The sequence below is a fragment of the Enterobacter sp. EC_50 genome (assembly GCF_019584525.1).
Classification (GTDB): Bacteria; Pseudomonadota; Gammaproteobacteria; order Enterobacterales; family Enterobacteriaceae; genus Enterobacter; species Enterobacter roggenkampii.
The window spans coordinates 94,252-118,126 of record NZ_VDAF01000018.1; the positions used below are offsets into that span (position 1 = coordinate 94,252).

Consider the following 23,875-nt stretch of genomic DNA (forward strand, 5'->3'; position numbering starts at 1 on the left):
CATGGTCAAAGTTTATGCCCCGGCTTCCAGCGCGAATATGAGCGTCGGATTTGACGTGCTGGGTGCGGCGGTGACGCCGGTGGACGGTTCGCTGCTGGGCGATACGGTGACGGTGGAAGCGGCAGACAGCTTCAGCCTGAATAACGTAGGCCGCTTCGCCAGCAAACTACCGTCTGAGCCACGCGAGAATATCGTCTATCAGTGCTGGGAGCGTTTCTGTCAGGAGATCGGTAAAAACGTGCCGGTCGCCATGACGCTGGAAAAAAGTATGCCGATTGGCTCCGGGCTGGGTTCCAGCGCCTGCTCGGTGGTCGCCGCGCTGGTGGCGATGAACGAGCACTGCGGCAAGCCGCTGAACAACAACCGCCTGCTTGCCTTAATGGGCGAGCTGGAAGGGCGTATCTCCGGCAGCATTCATTATGACAACGTTGCGCCATGCTTCCTCGGCGGCATGCAGCTGATGATCGAAGAAAATGGCATCATCAGCCAGCAGGTGCCAGGGTTTGATGAGTGGCTGTGGGTGCTGGCCTATCCGGGTATCAAGGTATCAACCGCGGAAGCGCGTGCGATCCTGCCCGCGCAGTATCGCCGTCAGGACTGTATCGCCCACGGGCGTCATCTGGCGGGCTTTATCCACGCCTGCTACACCCGTCAGCCGCAGCTGGCGGCCAAACTGATGAAGGACGTCATTGCCGAGCCGTACCGCACGAAGCTGCTGCCCGGCTTTAACGAGGCGCGACAGGCGTCCATGGATATCGGCGCGCAGGCGTGCGGCATCTCCGGCTCCGGCCCGACGCTGTTCGCCCTGTGCGACAAGCCTGACACTGCGCAGCGCGTGGCGGACTGGCTCTCTAAACACTACCTGCAAAATCAGGAAGGCTTTGTTCATATTTGCCGTCTGGACACGGCTGGCGCACGAGTACTGGGATAATTAATGAAACTCTACAACCTTAAAGATCATAACGAGCAGGTCAGCTTCGCGCAGGCGGTGACTCAGGGACTGGGCAAAAATCAGGGGCTGTTTTTCCCGCATGACCTGCCGGAATTCCAGCTGACCGAGATTGATGACCTGCTGAAGCAGGATTTTGTCACCCGCAGCACCAAAATTCTGTCCGCGTTTATCGGGGATGAAATTCCGCAGGAGCTGCTGGAAGAGCGCGTACGCGCGGCATTCGCCTTCCCGGCGCCGGTTCAGCAGGTTGAGCCTGATGTTGGCTGCCTGGAGCTGTTCCACGGTCCGACGCTGGCGTTCAAAGACTTCGGCGGCCGCTTTATGGCGCAGATGCTGACCCACATCAGTGGCGACAAGCCGGTGACCATCCTGACCGCGACCTCCGGGGATACCGGCGCGGCGGTCGCCCACGCGTTCTACGGCCTGAAAAACGTCCGCGTGGTGATCCTCTATCCGAAAGGTAAAATCAGCCCGCTGCAGGAGAAACTGTTCTGCACCCTCGGCGGCAACATTGAAACCGTGGCAATTGACGGCGATTTCGATGCCTGCCAGGCGCTGGTCAAGCAGGCCTTCGACGACGAAGATCTGAAGGTGGCGCTGGGTCTGAACTCCGCCAACTCCATCAACATCAGCCGTCTGCTGGCGCAGATCTGCTACTACTTCGAAGCGGTGGCGCAGCTGCCGCAGGACGCGCGCAATCAGCTGGTGATCTCCGTGCCGAGCGGTAACTTCGGTGACCTGACGGCTGGCCTGCTGGCGAAATCCCTGGGTCTGCCGGTGAAACGCTTTATCGCCGCCACCAACGCTAACGACACCGTGCCGCGCTTCCTGAAAGACGGTAAGTGGGCGCCGAACGCCACGCAGGCGACGCTCTCCAATGCGATGGATGTGTCTCAGCCGAACAACTGGTCGCGGGTGGAAGAGCTGTTCCGCCGTAAGATCTGGCGTCTGGGCGACCTGGGCTATGCTGCGGTGACGGATGAAACCACCAAATCCACCATGCGCGAGCTGAAGGCGGTGGGGTATACCTCTGAACCGCACGCGGCGATTGCTTACCGCGCGCTGCGCGATCAGCTTAATCCGGGTGAATACGGCCTGTTCCTGGGAACCGCACATCCGGCGAAGTTCAAAGAGAGCGTGGAGGCGATCCTGGGCGAAACGCTGCCGCTGCCGAAAGAACTGGCCGAGCGTGCCGACCTGCCGCTGCTGTCCCATGAGCTGCCGGCGGACTTTGCGGCGCTGCGTAAGCTGATGATGACCCGCGCGTGATTTTTGTCGGGTGCGGCTACGCCTTACCCGACCTACAACTGATGATGACGCGTGCGTGATTGTGTTGCCCGGTGGCGGCTTCGCCTTACCGGGCCAACAAAGACGAACAAACCGTAGGCCGGGTAAGCGAAGCGCCACCCGGCTTTTTTTGTGAAGAAATTAAGGAGAAAAATAGCAGGGAAAAAGCAGAAATTCTCAATAAATGCGGCCACTTAGCGTTTAGGATTGCAGAGAATAACATCCCCCGTTCCCCTCGCGTACTCTCCTTACATCGGCCCACGTTGGGCAACGATAATAAGGAGTCACCGATGTCAAAACTGAAACCTGCGCTGATTGCGCTTTCACTGATGCTGGTCGCTCCCATGGCGGTTCAGGCATCTGAAATCACCCTCGTACCTGCGGTCAAACTGCAGATTGGCGACCGGGATAATAACGGGCACTACTGGGACGGTGGCCGCTGGCGCGACCATGACTGGTGGAAGGCGCATTATGACTGGCGCGATAACCGCTGGCGTCCTCACGATGAGCATCGCGAGCGTGACCATCATCATGACGATCATCGTCCAGGTCCGGACTGGAAACACCACTAATGCAAAACCCCGCCAGCCGGCGGGGTTTGTTTTTACTGCTCGTGGCGCTTAAACACCAGTTCGCCTTTCCCTGACGACGCCTCGTCAAAGAAATAGCCTTCGCTGTTGAAGGCGGTTAGCTGCTCCGGCTTCGTCAGGCGGTTCTGAATGATGTAGCGGCTCATCAGACCGCGCGCTTTCTTGGCGTAGAAGCTGATCACTTTGAACTTGCCGTTTTTCTCGTCGAGGAATACCGGCTTGATGATGTCGGCATCCAGTTTTTTCGGCTTCACCGACTTGTAGTATTCATCGGATGCCAGGTTAATCACCACGTTATCGCCCTGCGCGCGCAGCGCCGCATTCAGCTTATCGGTAATGATATCGCCCCAGAAATGGTACAGATCTTTGCCTTTGGCATTCTCCAGGCGAATCCCCATCTCCAGACGATAAGGCTGCATCAGATCCAGCGGTCGCAGTACGCCGTACAGGCCCGACAGCATGCGCAGATGCTGCTGGGCAAAATCAAAATCGGCTTCGCTAAAATCTTCCGCCTGCAGGCCGGTGTACACGTCGCCTTTAAACGCCAGAATCGCCTGGCGAGCGTTGGCAGGGGTGAAATCCGGGTGCCACTCGTGAAAGCGGGTCGCGTTCAAATCGGCCAGCTTGTCGCTGATGCTCATCAGCGAGGCGATTTGCGGCGCAGAGAGCTTACGCGCTTCGCGGATCAGCTGTTGCGAATAGTCCAGCAGTTCAGGCTGGGTATAGCGCTCGGTGGCGAGCGGGCTCTGGTAGTCGAGCGTTTTTGCAGGTGAAATCAGAATCAGCATATCCAGTCCTTGCAGGAAATTTAGAGCGACTTTAGCAAAAAATCGCCCTGAATTGATCGATAGCTGTTATTGCCGTGGCAAATCATCCCACGTGCCGGGGGCAAGCTGCGCCTTGATATCGGGATAGCGGGCGGGATCAAAGACCGGCGGAACGCCGAGTTTGCGCTGGCGCAGATAGTCTCTGGCAATCAGGGTCACCACGGGCGAGAGCAGCAGGATCGCCGTGAGGTTCGTGATTGCCATCAGCGCCATAATGATATCGGCCAGCTGCCAGACCAGCGGCATACTGAGCAGGGAGCCTGCTACCACCATCAGGATAACCCCCAGACGCAGGGTTCCGATCGCGGCGCGGGAGTCGAGTTTCAGGAAAATAAGGTTATTTTCGGCGTAGAGGTAATTCACTACGATTGAGCTGAAGGCAAACAAGATCAGGATGAGCGAGACAAATCCGGCTCCCCAGCCGCCGGTCAGGGTCACCAGCGCCTGCTGAAGAAGCTGTATCCCGACGGTTCCCGACGCGTGGGGTACGGGGCCTGCCAGCAGCAAAATCATGGCGCTGGCGGAACAGATAATAATGGTATCGGTAAAGACGCCAATCATCTGCACAATACCTTGTGCGGCCGGGTGTGGCGGCCAGGAAGAGGCGGCGGCTGCCGCATTGGGGGTTGACCCCATACCGGCTTCATTGGAGAACATGCCCCGCTGAAAACCCGCCATCAGCGCCTGGCTGAAGGTGTAGCCCAGCGCGCCGGAAGCCACTTCGCGCCAGCCAAAGGCGCTTTTGACGATGGTGGCAAGCACGCCCGGCACCTGGTCGAGATGCAATACAGCGACGAACAGGCTCGCGGCAACCCAGAGCAGCGCCATAATGGGTACCAGCCACTGCATCAGGCGAGCGATACCCTTGAGACCGAATGAAATGGTAAGCAGAACGATCGAAGCTAAAGCGAGACCCGCGAGCCACTCGGGGCAGGAGAAGGCATAGCGCATGGCATGGGCGACCGAGTTCGCCTGGACGGTATTAAAAATAAGACCGTACGCGAGCAGTAAAAAAAGCGAGAACAGGACGCCCATCCAGCGCATCCCCAGGCCACGCGCCATGTACCAGGCTGGACCACCGCGAAACTGGCCGCGCTTATCTTTCTCTTTGTAGAGTTGCGCAAGCGAACTTTCGGCAAAGGAGGTGGCCATACCGAGAAGTGCCGTCATCCACATCCAGAAGACCGCGCCTGGCCCACCGGCGCTGATGGCCAGTGCTACCCCCGCCAGATTCCCGCTGCCCAGGCGTGCCGCAAGGCTGGTACAGAGCGCCTGAAACGACGTTAATCCGCCCGGCTGGGGCGTGACGCTGTTTTTCAGACTTCTGCCAAACTTGCGAATATAGCGAAACTGGATAAACCCACTGCGTAGCGTAAACCAAATACCTGCTCCCAGAAGCAGGTAAATCATTATCGAACCCCAGAGGACTTCGTTAATAAAGAAAAAGAAATCAGGCATTAACGTCCCTCTTGTTGATGCCAACGTGAATATGTAAGCGCTACCACTGATTGGGCATGCTGTTGCTTAGCAGCCTGTTAATATTCTGAGTTTATCATACTCTGCCTAAGCGCACTGTCTGCGGTTGCGCTACCCTTCCGTCGTGTTATCATCAGGGCAGACCGGTTACATCCCCCTAACAAGTAAACCTGTCATTTTTCCGCTGCAGGCATGCTGTCGGTAGCGTGAATTATCCAGGGCACGTTAAAAGAGAAACACTATCATGACGGATAAATTGACCTCCCTTCGTCAGTTCACCACTGTCGTAGCTGACACCGGAGATATCGCGGCAATGAAGCTGTACCAGCCGCAGGATGCCACAACCAACCCTTCTCTGATCCTTAACGCCGCACAGATCCCTGAGTATCGCAAACTGATTGACGAGGCTGTGACCTGGGCGAAAGCGCAGAGCAACGACCGCGCGCAGCAGGTTGTGGACGCTACTGATAAACTGGCCGTGAACATCGGTCTGGAGATCCTGAAACTGGTTCCGGGCCGTATCTCTACCGAAGTGGACGCGCGTCTCTCCTACGACACCGAAGCGTCTATCGCGAAAGCAAAACGTCTGATCAAACTGTACAACGATGCGGGCATCAGCAACGATCGTATCCTGATCAAACTGGCTTCTACCTGGCAGGGTATCCGCGCGGCAGAGCAGCTGGAAAAAGAGGGTATCAACTGTAACCTGACCCTGCTGTTCTCCTTCGCACAGGCGCGTGCATGTGCAGAAGCAGGCGTATACCTGATTTCTCCGTTCGTGGGCCGTATTCTGGACTGGTACAAAGCCAACACCGATAAGAAAGAGTACGCACCGGCTGAAGATCCAGGCGTGATTTCTGTGACTGAAATCTACGAATACTACAAACAGCATGGCTATGAGACTGTGGTTATGGGCGCAAGCTTCCGTAACGTCGGTGAAATCATCGAGCTGGCTGGCTGTGACCGCCTGACCATCGCGCCAGCGCTGCTGAAAGAGCTGGCAGAAAGCGAAGGCACCCTGGAGCGTAAACTGTCTTACACCGGTGAAGTGAAAGCACGCCCAGAGCGCATCACTGAATCCGAGTTCCTGTGGCAGCACAACCAGGATCCAATGGCGGTAGACAAGCTGGCGGACGGTATCCGTAAGTTTGCTGTTGACCAGGAAAAACTGGAAAAAATGATCGGCGACCTGCTGTAATCATTCCGCGTGACCGGGCTCCCGGTCACGCGACTGCTTTCGTACCCTGTCTGAATTTCCTCTCTGCGTGTATCATTCCCTTTAATCAGTACTCTTTGAATGGAATGGATATGAATACCTTACGCATCGGCTTAGTGTCGATTTCTGACCGCGCCTCCAGCGGTGTTTACCAGGATAAAGGCATCCCCGCTCTGGAAGCGTGGCTGGCCAGTGCACTGACTACCCCGTTTGAGATCCAGACTCGCCTTATTCCCGACGAACAGCCGATTATCGAGCAGACCCTGTGTGAGCTGGTGGATGAGATGAGCTGTCACCTGGTGTTAACCACCGGCGGAACCGGGCCCGCGCGCCGTGATGTGACGCCGGACGCGACGCTGGCGATTGCCGATCGTGAAATGCCGGGCTTCGGCGAACAGATGCGCCAGATCAGTCTACACTTTGTCCCGACGGCCATTCTTTCCCGCCAGGTAGGGGTGATCCGCAAGCAGGCGTTGATTCTGAACCTCCCGGGGCAGCCGAAGTCGATCAAAGAGACGCTGGAAGGGCTAAAAGCGGAAGACGGCAGCGTCATCGTTCACGGCATCTTTGCAAGTGTACCGTATTGTATACAGCTGCTTGACGGCCCGTATGTCGAAACCGATGAGAAAGTGGTAGCAGCTTTTCGTCCTAAAAACGCGCGTCGCGAAACAATCTCCTGAAATTAATCAATATGTGACATAAGCTGAAGCGGCGATAGCGTAGTAACGGTTTTACGGTATAGTAATTTTTTCTTTACGATTGCTGTAAAAATAAATCCACAATACACGCATAATGGTTCGCTATGTCACATAACACCCGACCTCTGAATCGACAGGACTACAAAACCCTCACGCTCGCGGCCTTAGGCGGTGCGCTGGAGTTTTACGACTTCATTATCTTCGTCTTCTTCGCTGCCGTAGTGGGGGAGCTCTTCTTCCCGGCAGATATACCGGAGTGGCTGCGTCAGGTGCAAACCTTCGGCATTTTTGCTGCCGGGTATCTGGCGCGTCCGCTGGGCGGCATTATCATGGCCCACTTTGGCGATCTGGTCGGGCGTAAAAAGATGTTTACCCTCAGCATCCTGCTGATGGCAGTACCCACGCTGGCCATTGGTCTGCTGCCCACCTATGCCTCGATGGGCATTCTCGCGCCGTTGCTGCTGTTGCTGATGCGCGTGCTTCAGGGCGCGGCGATTGGCGGTGAAGTGCCGGGCGCGTGGGTGTTTGTCGCAGAGCATGTTCCGGCGCGCCGGATTGGTATCGCCTGTGGAACCTTAACCGCGGGGCTGACGGTCGGGATCCTGCTCGGCTCGGTGGTCGCCACCATTGTGAATACCAGCATGACGCAGCAGGCCGTACACGACTGGGGCTGGCGTATTCCGTTCCTGCTGGGTGGGGCGTTTGGCCTGGTGGCGATGTACCTGCGCCGCTGGCTGCAGGAGACACCGATTTTCCTGGAGATGCAGCAGCGTAAAGCGCTGGCGCAGGAGCTGCCGGTGAAGGCGGTTGTGGTACGTCATAAAAAGGCGGTGGTGGTGTCGATGCTGCTCACCTGGCTACTCTCGGCCGGGATTGTGGTGGTGATATTGATGTCTCCGGTGTGGCTGCAAAAGCAGTACGGTTTCGCCCCTGCCGTGACGCTACAGGCAAACAGTATCGCGACAATCATGCTCTGCTTTGGCTGTCTGGCCGCCGGGCTGGCGGCAGATCGTTTCGGGGCCAGCGTTACCTTTATTGTCGGCAGCCTGTTACTGGCCGCTTCAAGCTGGGCGTTTTACCATCTGGCTGGCAGCCATCCTGAACAGTTGTTCCTGCTGTACGGCGTGGTAGGGCTGTGCGTGGGCGTTGTCGGCGCGGTGCCTTACGTCATGGTGCGCGCGTTCCCGCCGGAGGTTCGCTTCACCGGGATCTCATTTTCCTACAACGTGTCGTATGCCATTTTCGGTGGGCTGACGCCGATTGCGGTGACGGTCCTGATGGGCGTGTCTCCCATGGCTCCGGCCTGGTACGTGCTGGCGCTGTCGGTGATGGGGCTGGTATTGGGATTTTGGCTTCGTCAGGCGGGGGGATGTCGTGCCCGCGAGGCGGGCACGACAGAGGGATCAGTGTTTTTCACCAATCGGTAGCACGGTGCGGTCAAACTGCTCGTTCAGCACTTCACCCATTGCCAGGTAGATAGCGCTTGCGCCGCAAACCAGACCAATCCAGCCGGCAACGTGAACGATGCCTTCGTTATCCACCAGGTGACCGATTGCCAGCAGGGCAAACAGCACGGTCAGGCTCAGGAAGACGAACTGCAGCATGCGGTTGCCTTTCAGGGTACCGAAGAACATGAACAGGGTGAAGACGCCCCACAGGCCCAGGTAGACGCCCAGGAAGTGGGCGTTTGCCGCGTCTGCCATGCCCATTTTAGGCAGCAGCAGAATGGCGACCAGGGTCAGCCAGAAAGAACCGTAAGAGGTGAAGGCGGTTAAGCCGAAGGTATTGCCTTTCTTATATTCCAGCAGGCCCGCAAAGATTTGCGCGATACCGCCATAAAAAATGCCCATCGCCAGGATGATGCCATCCATCGGGAACATCCCGATATTGTGCAGGTTCAGCAGAATAGTGGTCATGCCAAAACCCATCAGGCCCAGCGGAGCCGGATTAGCCAACTTAGTGTTGCCCATAAGTCCTCAAAAAAATCATCATTAATATGGTGAAATGGTTAAACCCGCGTCAGTTCTCCCTGACGGGGCGCGGCATCATAATGGGCGCAATCGATGGCGTCTATGATCTCATCAGGGTGAAATTAAAATTTTTTTTATGCTTGCCCCTTGATGGATGCCGTCGCGACCCCATCTTGTAGTCAACCGCAGTGTGTGGACCTGAAAAAAATCAAATCTGGGCAGTTGAAAAAGCACGTTCTGCCCTTATTACAGGTACACAACCACATGTTGACTGAATTTTTAGTGGAGACGTTTAGATGGGTAAAATTATTGGTATCGACCTGGGTACTACCAACTCTTGTGTAGCGATTATGGATGGCACTACTGCACGCGTGCTGGAGAACGCCGAGGGCGATCGCACCACGCCTTCTATCATTGCTTATACCCAGGACGGTGAAACTCTGGTTGGTCAGCCGGCTAAACGTCAGGCAGTGACAAACCCGCAAAACACTCTGTTTGCGATTAAACGCCTGATCGGTCGCCGCTTCCAGGACGAAGAAGTTCAGCGTGACGTTTCCATCATGCCTTACAAAATCATCGCGGCAGATAACGGCGATGCATGGCTTGATGTGAAAGGCACCAAAACAGCACCACCGCAGATTTCTGCTGAAGTGCTGAAAAAAATGAAGAAAACCGCAGAAGATTACCTGGGTGAGCCGGTAACTGAAGCTGTTATCACCGTTCCTGCATACTTCAACGATGCTCAGCGTCAGGCAACCAAAGATGCTGGCCGTATCGCAGGTCTGGAAGTAAAACGTATCATCAACGAACCAACCGCGGCTGCTCTGGCTTACGGTCTGGATAAAGAAGTCGGCAACCGTACTATCGCGGTTTACGACCTGGGTGGTGGTACCTTCGATATCTCTATTATCGAAATCGACGAAGTTGACGGCGAAAAGACCTTCGAAGTTCTGGCAACCAACGGTGATACCCACCTGGGTGGTGAAGACTTCGATACCCGTCTGATCAACTACCTCGTTGACGAGTTCAAGAAAGATCAGGGCATTGACCTGCGTAACGATCCGCTGGCTATGCAGCGCCTGAAAGAAGCCGCTGAGAAAGCGAAGATCGAACTGTCTTCCGCTCAGCAGACCGACGTGAACCTGCCGTACATCACTGCAGACGCGACCGGTCCTAAACACATGAACATCAAAGTGACCCGTGCGAAACTGGAAAGCCTGGTAGAAGACCTGGTGAACCGTTCTATCGAGCCGCTGAAAGTTGCTCTGCAGGACGCTGGCCTGTCCGTGTCTGATATCAACGACGTTATCCTCGTTGGTGGCCAGACCCGTATGCCAATGGTGCAGAAGAAAGTGGCTGAGTTCTTTGGTAAAGAGCCACGTAAAGACGTTAACCCGGACGAAGCAGTGGCTATCGGTGCTGCGGTTCAGGGTGGCGTACTGACCGGTGAAGTGAAAGACGTACTGCTGCTGGACGTTACCCCGCTGTCTCTGGGTATCGAAACCATGGGCGGTGTGATGACTGCGCTCATCAACAAAAACACCACCATCCCAACCAAGCACAGCCAGGTGTTCTCTACCGCTGAAGACAACCAGTCTGCGGTAACCATCCATGTGCTGCAGGGTGAGCGTAAGCGTGCGGCGGATAACAAATCTCTGGGTCAGTTCAACCTGGACGGTATTAACCCGGCACCGCGCGGCATGCCACAGATCGAAGTCACCTTCGACATCGATGCTGACGGTATCCTGCACGTGTCTGCGAAAGACAAAAACAGCGGTAAAGAGCAGAAGATCACCATCAAGGCATCTTCTGGTCTGAACGAAGCGGAAATCGAAAAAATGGTTCGCGATGCCGAAGCTAACGCGGAATCCGACCGTAAGTTCGAAGAGCTGGTTCAGACCCGCAACCAGGGTGACCATCTGCTGCACAGCACCCGTAAGCAGGTTGAAGAAGCAGGCGATAAACTGCCAGCGGAAGACAAGACTGCTATCGAAGCTGCACTGAGTGCGCTGGAATCCTCACTGAAAGGTGAAGATAAAGCGGACATCGAAGCGAAGATGCAGGAACTGGCACAGGCTTCTCAGAAGCTGATGGAAATCGCTCAGCAGCAGCACGCTCAACAGCAGGCGGGCGCTGACGCTTCGGCGAACAATGCGAAAGACGACGACGTTGTCGACGCTGAGTTCGAAGAAGTTAAAGATAAAAAATAATCGCCCTGATGCAGGGTAATTAATCGGCACGGGCGTAGGAGAACTCTCCACGCCCGTGCTCGCATGTTAAGGGGCTTAAAAAAACCAATGGCAAAGCAAGACTATTACGAGATTTTAGGCGTTCCGAAAACTGCGGAAGAGCGTGAAATCAAAAAGGCGTATAAGCGCCTGGCCATGAAATTCCACCCGGACCGTAATCAGGGTGACAAAGAGGCTGAAGCCAAATTTAAAGAGATCAAAGAAGCCTACGAAGTCCTGACCGATGCACAAAAACGTGCAGCCTATGACCAGTACGGTCACGCAGCCTTTGAACAGGGCGGCATGGGCGGCGGTGGATTCGGTGGCGGCGGCTTTGGCGGCGGTGCCGACTTCAGCGATATCTTTGGCGATGTCTTCGGCGACATCTTCGGCGGTGGGCGTGGTCGTCAGCGCGCGGCGCGCGGCGCGGACCTGCGCTACAACATGGATCTGACGCTGGAAGAGGCCGTTCGCGGTGTTACCAAAGAGATCCGTATTCCGACGCTGGAAGAGTGTGACGTCTGCCACGGCAGCGGCGCGAAAGCGGGTACCCAGCCGCAGACCTGTCCAACCTGTCACGGCTCCGGTCAGGTCCAGATGCGTCAGGGCTTCTTCGCGGTACAGCAGGCCTGTCCTCACTGTCACGGTCGCGGTACGCTGATTAAAGATCCGTGCACCAAATGCCACGGCCACGGTCGCGTTGAGAAAACCAAGACCCTGTCCGTTAAAATCCCGGCTGGCGTGGATACGGGCGACCGCATCCGTCTGGCGGGTGAGGGTGAAGCTGGCGAACACGGCGCACCGGCAGGCGATCTGTACGTTCAGGTGCAGGTGAAACAGCACGCTATCTTCGAGCGCGAAGGGAATAACCTGTACTGTGAAGTGCCGATCAACTTCGCGATGGCGGCTCTCGGCGGCGAAATCGAAGTGCCGACGCTGGATGGTCGCGTCAATCTGAAGATCCCGGGCGAGACCCAGACCGGTAAGCTGTTCCGCATGCGCGGGAAAGGCGTTAAATCCGTTCGCGGTGGTGCGCAGGGCGACCTGCTGTGCCGCGTCGTCGTGGAAACGCCGGTTGGCCTGAACGATAAGCAGAAACAGCTGCTGAAAGAGTTGCAGGAAAGCTTTGGTGGTCCGACGGGTGAGAAAAACAGCCCGCGTTCCAAAAGCTTCTTCGATGGCGTCAAAAAATTCTTCGATGATTTGACCCGCTAATCCGTTAGCTGGTTTTCATCTTCAAAAAGCCCGGAAGCGATTCCGGGCTTTTTTTATTTACGGTTATTGCTCGGTAAAAGTGAATCTATACTCAATATTAATCTGTTTTTGCCGAGCTATTTGGCTTGGTATTATGGTTTTATCGAGGTATTGTTGTAAAAGAGAGAACTTAAATGAAATTACTACACCGTTTCTTTAGCAGTGAGGCGTCCGGTGGCGTGCTCCTGATTATTGCCGCAGCGGCCGCGATGGTGCTGGCTAATCTTGGCATCACGCGGGATCTCTATCATGCATTTCTGGAAACGCCCGTTGAGCTGAAGGTCGGGGCGCTGGAAATTAACAAGAACATGCTGCTGTGGATCAACGATGCGCTGATGGCGGTGTTCTTCCTGCTGGTGGGGCTTGAAGTTAAGCGTGAGCTGGTTCTGGGCTCGCTTGCCAGCCGCCAGCGCGCGGCGTTCCCGGTCATTGCCGCGCTCGGTGGGATGGTGGTGCCGGCGCTGCTCTTCCTGGCGTTCACCTGGCAGGATCCGGTTGCACGTCACGGCTGGGCGATCCCGGCCGCGACGGATATCGCCTTTGCGCTCGGGGTGCTGGCCTTGCTGGGAAGCCGCGTGCCGGTTGCGCTGAAAATCTTCCTGATGGCGCTGGCGATCATCGATGACCTTGGCGCCATTGTGATTATCGCGCTGTTCTACACTAGCGATCTGTCGATCCTGTCTCTGAGTGTGGCCGCAGGCGCGATTGCGGTGCTGGCGCTGCTGAACATCTTTAATGTGCGCCGCATCGGTATCTACATCCTCGTGGGGATGGTGCTGTGGACGGCGGTGCTGAAATCCGGCGTGCACGCCACGCTGGCTGGGGTGATCGTCGGCTTCTTCGTACCGCTTAAGCCGCAGGACGGCAAGTCGCCGGCCAAACAGCTGGAGCATGTGCTGCACCCGTGGGTCGCCTTTATGATCCTGCCCCTGTTTGCGTTTGCCAACGCCGGGGTTTCGCTGGGCGGCGTGACGCTGGACGGGCTGACGTCCGTGCTGCCGCTGGGCATTATTGCCGGTCTGTTTATCGGTAAGCCGCTGGGTATTAGCCTCTTTTGCTGGCTGGCGACGAAACTGAAGCTGGCGTCATTGCCGCACGGCACCACGTTTAAGCAGATTATGGCCGTCGGCGTGCTGTGTGGAATAGGGTTTACGATGTCGATCTTTATCTCGACGCTGGCGTTTGGCGCGCATGCGCCTGAGCTGATCGTCTGGGCGAAACTCGGCATTCTCATCGGGTCATTACTGGCCGCCGTAATTGGTTATACCTTGTTGAAGGTGAAATTGTCCGGACAGGCCGTCCAGGCATAACGGAACACCGGGAGGAGGCGATCCTTCTCCCGAAACACACTCAAGGAGCGAAGACGCGATGTCTCATTTGAATTACAACCATCTTTACTACTTCTGGCACGTCTACAGACAGGGCTCGGTGGTCGGGGCTGCAGAGGCGCTCTACCTGACGCCGCAAACCATCACCGGGCAAATCAAGGCGCTGGAAGAACGTTTGCAGGGCAAGCTGTTCAAGCGTAAGGGGCGCGGGATTGAACCCAGCGAACTGGGTGAGTTGGTTTTCCGCTACGCGGACAAAATGTTTACCCTTAGCCAGGAGATGCTGGATATCGTCAACTACCGCAAAGAGTCGAACCTGCTCTTTGATGTTGGCGTGGCGGATGCGCTGTCCAAACGGCTGGTGAGCGGCGTGCTGGATGCGGCGGTGGTCGAAGACGAGCAAATCCACCTGCGCTGCTTTGAATCCACCCACGAGATGCTGCTGGAACAGCTGAGCCAGCACAAGCTGGATATGATTATCTCGGATTGTCCGATCGACTCGACGCAGCAGGAAGGGCTGTTCTCGGTGAAAATTGGGGAATGCGGCGTGAGCTTCTGGTGCATTAATCCGCCGCCGGAGAAACCCTTCCCGGCCTGCCTGGAAGAGCGTCGACTGCTGGTGCCGGGAAGACGTTCCATGCTGGGGCGCAAGCTCCTGAACTGGTTTAACTCGCAGGGGCTGAACGTGGAAATTCTCGGCGAATTTGACGATGCGGCGCTGATGAAAGCCTTCGGTGAAGCCCATAACGCCATCTTCGTTGCGCCGACGCTCTACGCGCACGATCTCTATTCGGACGACAAGATTACGGAGATAGGCAGAGTGGATAACGTGATGGAGGAGTATCACGCCATCTTTGCCGAAAGGATGATTCAGCATCCGGCGGTACAGCGAATCTGTAACCGTGACTACTCGGCGCTGTTTACGCCACCGGCAATCTGAAGATATAAAAAAACCCGCGTTAAGCGGGTTCTTTTAAAACAAGCAACAACAAGCGGCGATTAAGCCAGTTTGTTGATCTGCGCGGTCAGGTTTGCTTTATGACGCGCTGCTTTGTTTTTGTGGATCAGACCTTTAGCAGCCTGACGATCCACGATTGGTTGCATTTCGTTAAATGCGTTCTGCGCAGCAGCTTTGTCGCCAGCTTCGATAGCTGCGTATACTTTCTTGATGAAAGTACGCATCATAGAGCGACGGCTTGCATTGTGCTTACGAGCCTTTTCAGACTGAATAGCACGTTTCTTAGCTGATTTGATATTAGCCAAGGTCCAACTCCCAAATATGATCTATGTGGACAATTCAAAGGCCGAGGAATATGCCCTCTATACCTTCTTTTGTCAATGGATTTGTGCAAATAAGCGCCGTTAATGTGGCGACGCTACGTTACGTAGTGATGGCGCAGGATTCTACCAGCTTGTTGTCCGTGAATACAGCTTTTCGGCATAGAAATCGCAGTTCGCGAGCAGATTTTTTCGCTGCGAAAGGTCAGCCTGATGAAATCATTACGGCTTTCTGTTTTGCACGAACAATCGCCGGTTAACCTTAACCGCTGTACAAGGTATACTTTGGCGATTTTCACTGTTTTGAGCCAGACATGAAGCTGATACGCGGCATACATAATCTCAGCAGAGCCCCGCACGGGTGCGTGCTGACCATTGGTAATTTCGACGGCGTGCATCGTGGTCATCAGGCGCTGTTGCAGGGATTGCGTAAAGAAGGGGAGGCTCGCGGCCTGCCCGTAGTAGTGATGATTTTCGAACCGCAGCCGCTGGAGCTGTTCGCGGGCGATAAATCTCCCGCCCGTCTTACACGCCTGCGCGAGAAGTTGCGCTATCTGGCTGAGTCCGGCGTGGACTATGTATTGTGCGTACGTTTCGATCGCCGCTTTGCCGCGCTGACAGCACAAAATTTCGTCAGCGACCTGCTGGTGAAGCGTCTTGGCGTGCAGTTTCTTGCCGTGGGCGATGATTTCCGCTTTGGCGCTGGTCGTCAGGGTGATTTCTTGCTATTACAGAAGGCTGGTCTGGAGTACGGTTTTGACGTCACCAGCGCGATGACCTTCTGTGAAGGCGGCGTGCGCGTCAGCAGCACGGCAGTGCGGCAGGCGCTGGCCAACGATGAACTGGATACGGCAGAAAACCTGCTGGGACATCCGTTCACCATCTCTGGTCGCGTGGTCCATGGCGATGCGCTGGGCCGCACGATAGGTTTCCCGACGGCGAATATACCGCTGCGTCGTCAGGTTTCCCCGGTTAAAGGGGTCTATGCGGTGGAAGTGGCAGGACTGGGCGAAAAGCCGTTTTACGGCGTCGCCAACATTGGCACGCGTCCGACCGTCGCCGGTGTGCGTCAACAGTTAGAAGTGCACCTGCTGGACGTTGTAATGGACCTGTATGGTCGCCATATAGATGTAATACTGCGTAAAAAAATACGCAACGAGCAGCGATTTGGTTCGCTGGATGAACTCAAAGCGCAAATTGCGCGAGATGAATTAACAGCCCGCGAGTTTTTTGGGCTTTGAACCCGGCTTAACTGCCTACGTGATAAATACGGAACCGAGAATCTGATGAGTGACTATAAATCAACCCTGAATTTGCCGGAAACAGGGTTCCCGATGCGCGGCGATCTCGCCAAGCGTGAACCGGGAATGCTGGCGCGTTGGACCGATGATGACCTGTACGGCATCATTCGTGCAGCCAAAAAAGGCAAAAAAACCTTCATTCTGCATGATGGCCCTCCCTATGCGAATGGCAGCATTCATATTGGTCACTCTGTAAACAAGATTCTGAAAGACATTATCGTGAAGTCCAAAGGACTCGCGGGATATGACTCGCCTTACGTTCCGGGCTGGGACTGCCACGGCCTGCCAATCGAGCTGAAAGTTGAGCAGGAATTTGGCAAGCCTGGTGAGAAATTCACCGCCGCCGAGTTCCGTGCGAAGTGCCGCGAATACGCAGCCACCCAGGTTGACGGTCAGCGCGCTGACTTCATCCGTCTGGGCGTGCTGGGCGACTGGTCGCACCCGTACCTGACCATGGACTTCAAAACTGAAGCCAACATCATCCGTGCGCTGGGTAAAATCATCGGTAACGGCCACCTGCACAAAGGCGCTAAGCCGGTGCACTGGTGCGTGGACTGCCGTTCTGCGCTGGCAGAAGCGGAAGTGGAGTATTACGACAAAACCTCTCCGTCTATCGACGTAGCCTTCCATGCCGTCGATCAGGATGCGGTGAAAGCCAAATTTGGCGTGTCGTCCGTTAACGGCCCGATCTCGCTGGTGATCTGGACCACCACCCCGTGGACCCTGCCAGCCAACCGCGCGATCTCCCTGTCCGGTGAATTCGAATACGCGCTGGTGCAGATTGACGGCCAGGCGGTTATCCTGGCGAAAGATCTGGTTGAAAGCGTGCTGAAGCGCGCGAACATCGCCGATTACACCGTGCTGGGCACAGTTAAAGGCGACGCGCTGGAGCTGATGCGCTTCAAACACCCGTTCCTGGACTTCGACGTTCCGGCGATCCTGGGCGACCACGTAACGCTGGACGCGGGTACCGGTGCGGTACATACCGCCGGTGGCCACGGTCCTGACGACTACAACATCAGCCTGAAGTACGGTCTGGAAATCGCTAACCCGGTGGGGCCGGACGGTTCTTACCTGCCTGGCACCTATCCGGCGCTGGACGGCATCAACGTCTTCAAAGCGAACGACATTATCGTTGACATGCTGCGCACCAGCGGCGCGCTGCTGCACGTTGAAAAAATGCAGCATAGCTATCCGTGCTGCTGGCGTCACAAGACGCCAATCATCTTCCGTGCGACCCCGCAGTGGTTCGTCAGCATGGATCAGAAGGGCCTGCGCGAGCAGTCTCTGAAAGAGATCAAAGGCGTGCAGTGGATCCCGGACTGGGGCCAGGCGCGTATCGAATCCATGGTGGCTAACCGTCCTGACTGGTGTATCTCCCGTCAGCGTACCTGGGGCGTGCCGATGTCGCTGTTCGTGCATAAAGAGACGCATGAGCTGCACCCGAACACCCTCGAACTGATGGAAGAAGTGGCGAAGCGCGTCGAAGTTGACGGCATTCAGGCGTGGTGGGATCTCGACGCCCGTGACATCCTGGGCGCTGATGCTGACAACTACGAGAAAGTGCCGGATACCCTGGACGTATGGTTCGATTCCGGGTCTACCCACTCCTCCGTGGTTGACGTGCGTCCAGAATTTGCCGGTCACGCTGCCGATATGTATCTGGAAGGGTCTGACCAACACCGCGGCTGGTTCATGTCATCTCTGATGATCTCCACCGCCATGAAGGGTAAAGCGCCTTACCGTCAGGTACTGACTCACGGCTTCACCGTGGATGGTCAGGGCCGTAAGATGTCTAAATCTATCGGTAATACCGTTTCTCCGCAGGATGTGATGAACAAGCTGGGCGCAGACATTCTGCGTCTGTGGGTGGCGTCGACCGACTACACCGGCGAAATGGCGGTGTCTGACGAGATCCTGAAACGCGCTGCCGACAGCTATCGTCGTATCCGTAACACCGCGCGCTTCCTGCTGGCGAACCTGAACGGGTTTGATCCGGCAAAAGACATGGTGAAACCGGAAGAGATGGTGGTGCTGGACCGCTGGGCGGTAGGCTGCGCGAAAGCGGCGCAGGAAGATATCCTGAAGGCCTATGAGTCTTATGACTTCCACGAAGTGGTGCAGCGCCTGATGCGCTTCTGCTCCATCGAGATGGGCTCGTTCTATCTCGACATCATCAAAGACCGCCAGTACACCGCGAAAGCGGACAGCGTGGCGCGTCGTAGCTGCCAGACCGCGCTGTTCCATATCGCAGAAGCGCTGGTACGCTGGATGGCGCCGATCATGTCCTTCACCGCGGATGAAATCTGGGGTTACCTGCCGGGCGATCGTGAGAAGTATGTCTTCACCGGCGAATGGTACGAAGGTCTGTTCGATCTCTCCAGCACCGAAGCGATGAACGATGCCTTCTGGGACGAGCTGCTGAAAGTGCGTGGCGAAGTGAACAAGGTTATCGAGCAGGCGCGTGCTGATAAGAAAGTCGGCGGCTCTCTGGAAGCGGCGGTGACCCTGTACGCGGAGCCAGAGCTGGCGGCGAAGCTGACGGCGCTGGGCGATGAATTACGATTTGTCCTGTTGACCTCCGGTGCGAAAGTTGCGGATTATGCTGACGCGTCTGCTGATGCTCAGCAGAGCGAACTGCTCAAAGGACTGAAAGTCGCGCTGAGCAAAGCCGACGGTGAGAAATGCCCGCGTTGCTGGCATTACACCACCGATGTCGGCCAGGTGGCGGAACACGCAGACATCTGCGGACGCTGTGTAAGCAACGTCGCCGGTGACGGCGAAAAACGTAAGTTTGCCTGATGAGTAAAACTCTCTGTTCAACAGGACTGCGCTGGCTGTGGCTGGTTGTGGTGGTGCTGATTATCGATCTGGGCAGCAAGTTCCTGATCCTCCAGAACTTTGCTCTGGGGGAGACGGTGCCGCTGTTCCCGTCGCTTAACCTGCACTACGCGCGCAACTATGGTGCGGCGTTCAGTTTCCTTGCCGACAGCGGTGGCTGGCAGCGCTGGTTCTTTGCGGGTATCGCTCTCGGTATCTGCGTGATCCTGGCGGTGCTGATGTACCGCTCGAAGGCAACGCAAAAGCTGAATAACATCGCCTACGCGCTGATCATTGGCGGCGCGCTGGGCAACCTGTTTGATCGCCTGTGGCACGGCTTTGTGGTCGATATGATCGACTTCTACGTCGGCGACTGGCACTTCGCGACCTTTAACCTCGCCGATAGCGCCATTTGCATCGGTGCGGCGTTAATCGTGCTGGAAGGCTTCCTGCCTAAACCGGCCGCGAAAGAGCAGGCGTAAGCATCAATGCCGGGTGGCGCTACGCTTACCCGGCCTACCGAATATGCCGACACTTGTAGGCCGGGTAAGCGCAGCGCCACCCGGCACACAGGCGAGACAACATTAAAGAGCATTGTGTATGTCTAAATCCGTACAGAGCAACAGCGCGGTTCTCGTTCACTTTACGCTGAAGCTGGATGACGGCTCAACGGCCGAATCCACCCGCAACAACGGCAAACCGGCCCTGTTTCGTCTTGGCGATACCTCCCTGTCTGAAGGTCTTGAGCAGCAGCTTCTCGGTCTGAAAGAGGGTGAGAAAAAAGCCTTTTCGCTGGAGCCGGATGCCGCGTTTGGCGTGCCAAGCCCGGACCTGATTCAGTATTTCTCGCGCCGCGAGTTTATGGATGCGGGTGAACCGGAAATTGGGGCGATTATGCTCTTTACCGCTATGGACGGCAGCGAAATGCCTGGCGTGATCCGCGAAATCAACGGCGACTCGATTACCGTTGACTTCAACCATCCGCTTGCCGGGCGTACCGTTCATTTTGATGTTGAAGTGCTGGAGATCGATCCGGCACTGGAGGCCTGAAATGCAGATCCTGTTGGCTAACCCGCGCGGCTTTTGCGCCGGTGTAGACCGCGCTATCAGCATTGTTGAAAACGCGCTGGAGATTTACGGCGCGCCGATTTATGTGCGTCACGAAGTGGTGCATAACCGCTACGTGGTCGACAGCCTGCGCGAACGCGGTGCCATCTTTATCGAGCAGATCAGCGAAGTGCCTGACGGTGCGATCCTGATTTTCTCCGCGCACGGCGTCTCTCAGGCGGTCCGTAACGAAGCGAAAAGTCGCGATCTGACCGTCTTCGATGCCACCTGCCCATTGGTAACCAAGGTGCATATGGAAGTGGCGCGCGCCAGCCGTCGTGGTGAAGAGTCGATTCTGATTGGCCATGCCGGGCATCCGGAAGTCGAAGGCACCATGGGCCAGTACAGCAACCCGGAAGGGGGAATGTATCTGGTGGAGTCGCCTGAAGATGTGTTAACGCTGAACGTGAAAAATGAAGCGCGACTGTCGTTTATGACCCAGACCACGCTCTCCGTAGACGATACCTCTGACGTGATTGACGCCCTGCGTCAGCGCTTCCCGAAAATCGTCGGGCCGCGCAAGGATGACATCTGCTACGCCACCACCAATCGTCAGGAAGCGGTGCGCGCGCTGGCTGAACAGGCGGACGTGGTGCTGGTGGTCGGCTCTAAGAACTCCTCCAACTCTAACCGTCTGGCTGAACTGGCACAGCGAATGGGGAAGGCGGCGTTCCTGATCGACGATGCCACGGATATTCAGGAAGCGTGGGTTAAAGACGCGGCCTGCGTTGGCGTGACGGCCGGGGCGTCCGCGCCGGATATTCTGGTACAAAACGTCATTTCCCGCCTGCAGGAGCTGGGCGGCGGCGAAGCGGTGCCGCTGGAAGGACGTGAAGAGAACATTGTTTTCGAAGTGCCGAAAGAACTGAGAATCGACGCCCGCGAAGTCGAATAGTCCCTTTTCTGATGAAAGGCCAGCACCTCCTGTGCTGGCCTTTTTTTTACCCGTTACTTTATCGTGACGACAAAATCATGTCTTTTACTGATATTTAAGTCGGTTTCACGTTAAATTCTAATTATTGGTGTTTTCAGTTGGCAGTGCTCAGAAAGGCTGGTTAATCTGAAAACGGTTTACATCATTTTAACGTAAGAGAATAACTATGCATGATGCACAGATCCGTGTCGCCATTGCGGGCGCGGGTGGACGTATGGGCCGTCAGCTGATTCAGGCGGCACTTCAGATGGATGGCGTAGCACTTGGCGCGGCGCTGGAGCGTGACGGTTCATCGCTTCTGGGAACCGATGCTGGCGAGCTGGCGGGCGCGGGAAAGACCGGCGTCACCGTACAAAGCAGCCTGGATGCGGTTAAAGAGGACTTCGATGTCTTCATCGATTTTACCCGCCCGGAAGGGACGCTCGCGCATCTGGCATTTTGCCGCCAGCACGGCAAGGGGATGGTGATCGGCACCACCGGTTTTGACGATGCGGGCAAGCAGGCTATCCAGGATGCATCCAAAGAGATTGCGATTGTCTTCGCGGCAAACTTTAGCGTTGGCGTTAACGTCATGCTGAAGCTGCTGGAGAAGGCCGCGAAGGTGATGGGCAACTACACCGATATTGAGATTGTTGAAGCTCACCACCGCTATAAGGTTGATGCACCATCCGGCACGGCGCTGGCGATGGGCGAAGCGATTGCTCATGCACTTGATAAAGATTTAAAAGACTGTGCGGTCTATGCCCGCGAAGGCCACACCGGGGAACGCGTGCCAGGCACCATTGGTTTCGCAACCGTCCGGGCGGGTGACATCGTCGGCGAACATACCGCGATGTTCGCCGATATTGGCGAGCGCGTCGAAATTACGCATAAAGCGTCCAGCCGAATGACGTTTGCCAATGGTGCCGTTCGATCCGCTTTGTGGCTGAAAGAGAAGAGAAATGGCCTTTTTGATATGAGAGATGTGCTGGATCTCAACAATTTGTAAGCATTATTACCCATCGTGATGTGGTTATTGCAGTCGTAATTATTTGATTGCATAGGGCAATAATTTATTGCCCTTTTATTTTATCTATTTCGTGATTATTTTGTTCATTTAGCCTTGAAAGTATAGCTGTTCCTCTTGATTCTCGTTACTGAAATGTAAATTTTGACCATTTGGTCCACTTTTTGATGCTGCGTCGACTCATTTTTCATTAAACCCGGCGCGCAAGCGTTTTCCGCCGTGATTTACCTGATCTTTTTGTCGCTTAAGCTTCACTCGCCTCGCCAGATACGCAAAAGACTAAACAAAATATCGGTTTTAAGTTGACTTTTACCCACCAAATCTCCAGAATGCCGCCGTTTGCCAAAAATCCGCTGGCAACACATTTGCATTGATCCATGACATGGTTATGAATTAATATGCAAATAAAGTGAGTGAATATTCTCTGGAGGGTGTTTTGATTAAGTCAGCGCTATTGGTTCTGGAAGACGGAACCCAGTTTATCGGTCGGGCCATAGGGGCAACGGGTTCGGCGGTTGGGGAAGTCGTTTTCAATACTTCAATGACCGGTTATCAAGAAATCCTCACTGATCCTTCCTATTCTCGCCAAATCGTTACTCTTACTTATCCTCATATCGGCAATGTCGGCACCAATGCGGCTGACGAAGAATCCTCTCAGGTACATGCGCAAGGCCTTGTCATTCGTGACCTGCCGCTGATTGCCAGCAACTTCCGCAACACTGAAGATCTCTCTTCTTACCTGAAGCGCCATAACATCGTGGCGATTGCCGATATCGATACCCGTAAGTTAACGCGTCTGCTGCGCGAGAAGGGTGCACAGAACGGCTGCATCATCGCAGGTGATAACCTCGATGCGACGCTGGCGCTGGAAAAAGCGAAAGCTTTCCCGGGCCTGAACGGCATGGACCTGGCGAAAGAAGTGACTACCGCTGAAGCCTACAGCTGGACTCAGGGTAGCTGGACGCTGGAAGGCGACCTGCCGGAAGCGAAAAAAGAGAGCGAGCTGCCGTTCCACGTGGTGGCCTACGATTTTGGCGCCAAGCGCAACATCCTGCGCATGCTGGTTGACCGCGGCTGCCGCCTGACGGTGGTGCCTGCACAAACGTCTGCCGAAGACGTGTTGAAGATGAATCCGGACGGTATTTTCCTGTCCAACGGCCCTGGCGACCCGGCGCCGTGCGATTACGCCATCGCCGCCATCAAGTCCTTCCTGGAAACCGATATCCCGGTATTCGGCATCTGCCTCGGCCATCAGCTGCTGGCGCTAGCGAGCGGTGCGAACACCGTCAAGATGAAGTTCGGCCACCACGGTGGTAACCACCCGGTGAAAGATATCGATAACAACACGGTGATGATCACAGCGCAAAACCACGGCTTCGCCGTCGATGAAGCCTCAATGCCGGCTAACCTGCGCGTGACCCATAAGTCGCTGTTCGATGGCACCCTGCAGGGGATTCATCGCACCGATAAGCCAGCGTTCAGCTTCCAGGGCCACCCGGAAGCGAGCCCGGGCCCGCACGACGCCGCACCGCTGTTCGATCACTTCATCGAACTTATCGAGCAATACCGTAAGACCGCTAAATAATCAGGAGCCGAGAAGACA

21 protein-coding genes and 1 pseudogene are annotated in these 23,875 nt (G+C 55.8%); 18 read left to right on the forward strand and 4 right to left on the reverse strand.

Annotation, left to right across the window (positions count from 1 at the left end; all coding sequences use genetic code 11):
* The first annotated feature begins 1 nt into the window (after position 1).
* From thrB to FHC48_RS16090, 3 genes are all read left to right on the forward strand, one after another.
* Positions 2-931, forward strand: coding sequence for a homoserine kinase (gene thrB, locus FHC48_RS16080; RefSeq protein ID WP_021240567.1), 930 nt, complete (start codon positions 2-4; stop codon positions 929-931).
* Between the two features lie 3 nt (positions 932-934).
* Complete coding sequence (gene thrC / locus FHC48_RS16085; protein ID WP_059364571.1) at positions 935-2,221, forward strand: threonine synthase; 1,287 nt, start codon at positions 935-937, stop codon at positions 2,219-2,221.
* A gap of 308 nt (positions 2,222-2,529) precedes the next feature.
* Entirely contained in the window at positions 2,530-2,811 is a 282-nt protein-coding gene (locus tag FHC48_RS16090) for a DUF2502 domain-containing protein (protein WP_023293318.1), read from the forward strand.
* Between the two features lie 32 nt (positions 2,812-2,843).
* Here the strand turns inward: FHC48_RS16090 and yaaA are convergent, their stop codons facing one another.
* Together yaaA and FHC48_RS16100 are read right to left on the reverse strand one after the other, a co-directional pair.
* Entirely contained in the window at positions 2,844-3,617 is a 774-nt protein-coding gene (gene yaaA, locus FHC48_RS16095) for a peroxide stress protein YaaA (RefSeq protein ID WP_008502047.1), read from the reverse strand.
* Positions 3,618-3,683: 66 nt separating this feature from the next.
* Positions 3,684-5,114: a sodium:alanine symporter family protein gene (locus FHC48_RS16100; protein WP_023326670.1), complete on the reverse strand. Its 1,431-nt coding sequence runs from the start codon at positions 5,112-5,114 to the stop codon at positions 3,684-3,686.
* Positions 5,115-5,376: 262 nt separating this feature from the next.
* Between FHC48_RS16100 and tal the strand changes: the two genes are divergently transcribed.
* From tal to FHC48_RS16115, 3 genes are all read left to right on the forward strand, one after another.
* Positions 5,377-6,330: a transaldolase gene (tal, locus tag FHC48_RS16105; RefSeq protein ID WP_008502045.1), complete on the forward strand. Its 954-nt coding sequence runs from the start codon at positions 5,377-5,379 to the stop codon at positions 6,328-6,330.
* Between the two features lie 110 nt (positions 6,331-6,440).
* The gene (gene mog, locus FHC48_RS16110; protein ID WP_008502044.1) at positions 6,441-7,028 is read left to right on the forward strand and encodes a molybdopterin adenylyltransferase; all 588 of its coding nucleotides are present in this window, start codon (positions 6,441-6,443) and stop codon (positions 7,026-7,028) included.
* 122 nt (positions 7,029-7,150) lie between these two features.
* Complete coding sequence (locus FHC48_RS16115) at positions 7,151-8,473, forward strand: MFS transporter (RefSeq protein WP_095442975.1); 1,323 nt, start codon at positions 7,151-7,153, stop codon at positions 8,471-8,473.
* Here the strand turns inward: FHC48_RS16115 and satP are convergent.
* A complete protein-coding gene (gene satP, locus FHC48_RS16120) occupies positions 8,450-9,016 on the reverse strand; it encodes an acetate uptake transporter (protein ID WP_008502042.1) in 567 nt (188 codons plus the stop codon). The two genes, FHC48_RS16115 and satP, sit on opposite strands and share 24 nt — an antisense overlap.
* A 296-nt stretch (positions 9,017-9,312) precedes the next feature.
* Here satP and dnaK point away from each other — a divergent pair, with 296 nt between their 5' ends.
* The 4 genes from dnaK to nhaR all read left to right on the forward strand — a co-directional run bounded on the left by dnaK (position 9,313) and on the right by nhaR (position 14,766).
* Positions 9,313-11,226 (forward strand): molecular chaperone DnaK, encoded by a 1,914-nt coding sequence (gene dnaK / locus FHC48_RS16125; protein WP_008502041.1) that lies wholly within the window; start codon positions 9,313-9,315, stop codon positions 11,224-11,226.
* A gap of 87 nt (positions 11,227-11,313) precedes the next feature.
* Positions 11,314-12,459 (forward strand): molecular chaperone DnaJ, encoded by a 1,146-nt coding sequence (dnaJ, locus tag FHC48_RS16130; RefSeq protein WP_008502040.1) that lies wholly within the window; start codon positions 11,314-11,316, stop codon positions 12,457-12,459.
* A 173-nt stretch (positions 12,460-12,632) separates the two neighbouring features.
* Positions 12,633-13,808 (forward strand): Na+/H+ antiporter NhaA, encoded by a 1,176-nt coding sequence (nhaA, locus tag FHC48_RS16135; RefSeq protein ID WP_023326672.1) that lies wholly within the window; start codon positions 12,633-12,635, stop codon positions 13,806-13,808.
* A gap of 58 nt (positions 13,809-13,866) precedes the next feature.
* Entirely contained in the window at positions 13,867-14,766 is a 900-nt protein-coding gene (gene nhaR, locus FHC48_RS16140; protein WP_008502038.1) for a transcriptional activator NhaR, read from the forward strand.
* A gap of 59 nt (positions 14,767-14,825) precedes the next feature.
* Here nhaR and rpsT read toward each other — a convergent pair whose 3' ends face one another.
* Positions 14,826-15,089, reverse strand: coding sequence for a 30S ribosomal protein S20 (gene rpsT / locus FHC48_RS16145; protein WP_008502037.1), 264 nt, complete (start codon positions 15,087-15,089; stop codon positions 14,826-14,828).
* Positions 15,090-15,204: 115 nt separating this feature from the next.
* Between rpsT and FHC48_RS23495 the strand changes: the two are divergent.
* From FHC48_RS23495 to carA, 8 genes and pseudogenes are all read left to right on the forward strand, one after another.
* Positions 15,205-15,411 (forward strand): annotated as a pseudogene (locus FHC48_RS23495) (DUF2575 domain-containing protein); the annotation flags it as partial.
* Positions 15,412-15,418: 7 nt separating this feature from the next.
* Positions 15,419-16,345 carry a bifunctional riboflavin kinase/FAD synthetase gene (gene ribF / locus FHC48_RS16150; protein WP_023326674.1) on the forward strand — a complete coding sequence of 309 codons (927 nt, stop codon included), beginning with the start codon at positions 15,419-15,421 and terminating at the stop codon, positions 16,343-16,345.
* Between the two features lie 45 nt (positions 16,346-16,390).
* Entirely contained in the window at positions 16,391-19,207 is a 2,817-nt protein-coding gene (ileS, locus tag FHC48_RS16155; protein WP_025912149.1) for an isoleucine--tRNA ligase, read from the forward strand.
* Positions 19,207-19,707 carry a signal peptidase II gene (lspA, locus tag FHC48_RS16160; RefSeq protein WP_008502034.1) on the forward strand — a complete coding sequence of 167 codons (501 nt, stop codon included), beginning with the start codon at positions 19,207-19,209 and terminating at the stop codon, positions 19,705-19,707. Before ileS ends, lspA begins: the two co-directional genes overlap by 1 nt.
* A 118-nt stretch (positions 19,708-19,825) precedes the next feature.
* Positions 19,826-20,275: an FKBP-type peptidyl-prolyl cis-trans isomerase gene (fkpB, locus tag FHC48_RS16165; protein WP_003856450.1), complete on the forward strand. Its 450-nt coding sequence runs from the start codon at positions 19,826-19,828 to the stop codon at positions 20,273-20,275.
* A 1-nt stretch (position 20,276) separates the two neighbouring features.
* Complete coding sequence (ispH, locus tag FHC48_RS16170; RefSeq protein WP_032654909.1) at positions 20,277-21,227, forward strand: 4-hydroxy-3-methylbut-2-enyl diphosphate reductase; 951 nt, start codon at positions 20,277-20,279, stop codon at positions 21,225-21,227.
* A gap of 205 nt (positions 21,228-21,432) precedes the next feature.
* On the forward strand, positions 21,433-22,254 hold the full coding sequence (gene dapB, locus FHC48_RS16175) for a 4-hydroxy-tetrahydrodipicolinate reductase (RefSeq protein WP_021240555.1): 822 nt from the start codon (positions 21,433-21,435) through the stop codon (positions 22,252-22,254).
* 454 nt (positions 22,255-22,708) lie between these two features.
* Entirely contained in the window at positions 22,709-23,857 is a 1,149-nt protein-coding gene (gene carA / locus FHC48_RS16180; protein WP_010427050.1) for a glutamine-hydrolyzing carbamoyl-phosphate synthase small subunit, read from the forward strand.
* Positions 23,858-23,875 lie beyond the last annotated feature (18 nt).

Coding starts and splice junctions, on each gene's coding strand:
- thrB (WP_021240567.1), top strand. CDS start 2: ATGGTCAAAGTTTATGCCCCGGCTTCCAGCGCGAATATGAGCGTCGGA.
- thrC (WP_059364571.1), top strand. CDS start 935: ATGAAACTCTACAACCTTAAAGATCATAACGAGCAGGTCAGCTTCGCG.
- FHC48_RS16090 (WP_023293318.1), top strand. CDS start 2,530: ATGTCAAAACTGAAACCTGCGCTGATTGCGCTTTCACTGATGCTGGTC.
- yaaA (WP_008502047.1), bottom strand. CDS start 3,617: ATGCTGATTCTGATTTCACCTGCAAAAACGCTCGACTACCAGAGCCCG.
- FHC48_RS16100 (WP_023326670.1), bottom strand. CDS start 5,114: ATGCCTGATTTCTTTTTCTTTATTAACGAAGTCCTCTGGGGTTCGATA.
- tal (WP_008502045.1), top strand. CDS start 5,377: ATGACGGATAAATTGACCTCCCTTCGTCAGTTCACCACTGTCGTAGCT.
- mog (WP_008502044.1), top strand. CDS start 6,441: ATGAATACCTTACGCATCGGCTTAGTGTCGATTTCTGACCGCGCCTCC.
- FHC48_RS16115 (WP_095442975.1), top strand. CDS start 7,151: ATGTCACATAACACCCGACCTCTGAATCGACAGGACTACAAAACCCTC.
- satP (WP_008502042.1), bottom strand. CDS start 9,016: ATGGGCAACACTAAGTTGGCTAATCCGGCTCCGCTGGGCCTGATGGGT.
- dnaK (WP_008502041.1), top strand. CDS start 9,313: ATGGGTAAAATTATTGGTATCGACCTGGGTACTACCAACTCTTGTGTA.
- dnaJ (WP_008502040.1), top strand. CDS start 11,314: ATGGCAAAGCAAGACTATTACGAGATTTTAGGCGTTCCGAAAACTGCG.
- nhaA (WP_023326672.1), top strand. CDS start 12,633: ATGAAATTACTACACCGTTTCTTTAGCAGTGAGGCGTCCGGTGGCGTG.
- nhaR (WP_008502038.1), top strand. CDS start 13,867: ATGTCTCATTTGAATTACAACCATCTTTACTACTTCTGGCACGTCTAC.
- ribF (WP_023326674.1), top strand. CDS start 15,419: ATGAAGCTGATACGCGGCATACATAATCTCAGCAGAGCCCCGCACGGG.
- ileS (WP_025912149.1), top strand. CDS start 16,391: ATGAGTGACTATAAATCAACCCTGAATTTGCCGGAAACAGGGTTCCCG.
- lspA (WP_008502034.1), top strand. CDS start 19,207: ATGAGTAAAACTCTCTGTTCAACAGGACTGCGCTGGCTGTGGCTGGTT.
- fkpB (WP_003856450.1), top strand. CDS start 19,826: ATGTCTAAATCCGTACAGAGCAACAGCGCGGTTCTCGTTCACTTTACG.
- ispH (WP_032654909.1), top strand. CDS start 20,277: ATGCAGATCCTGTTGGCTAACCCGCGCGGCTTTTGCGCCGGTGTAGAC.
- dapB (WP_021240555.1), top strand. CDS start 21,433: ATGCATGATGCACAGATCCGTGTCGCCATTGCGGGCGCGGGTGGACGT.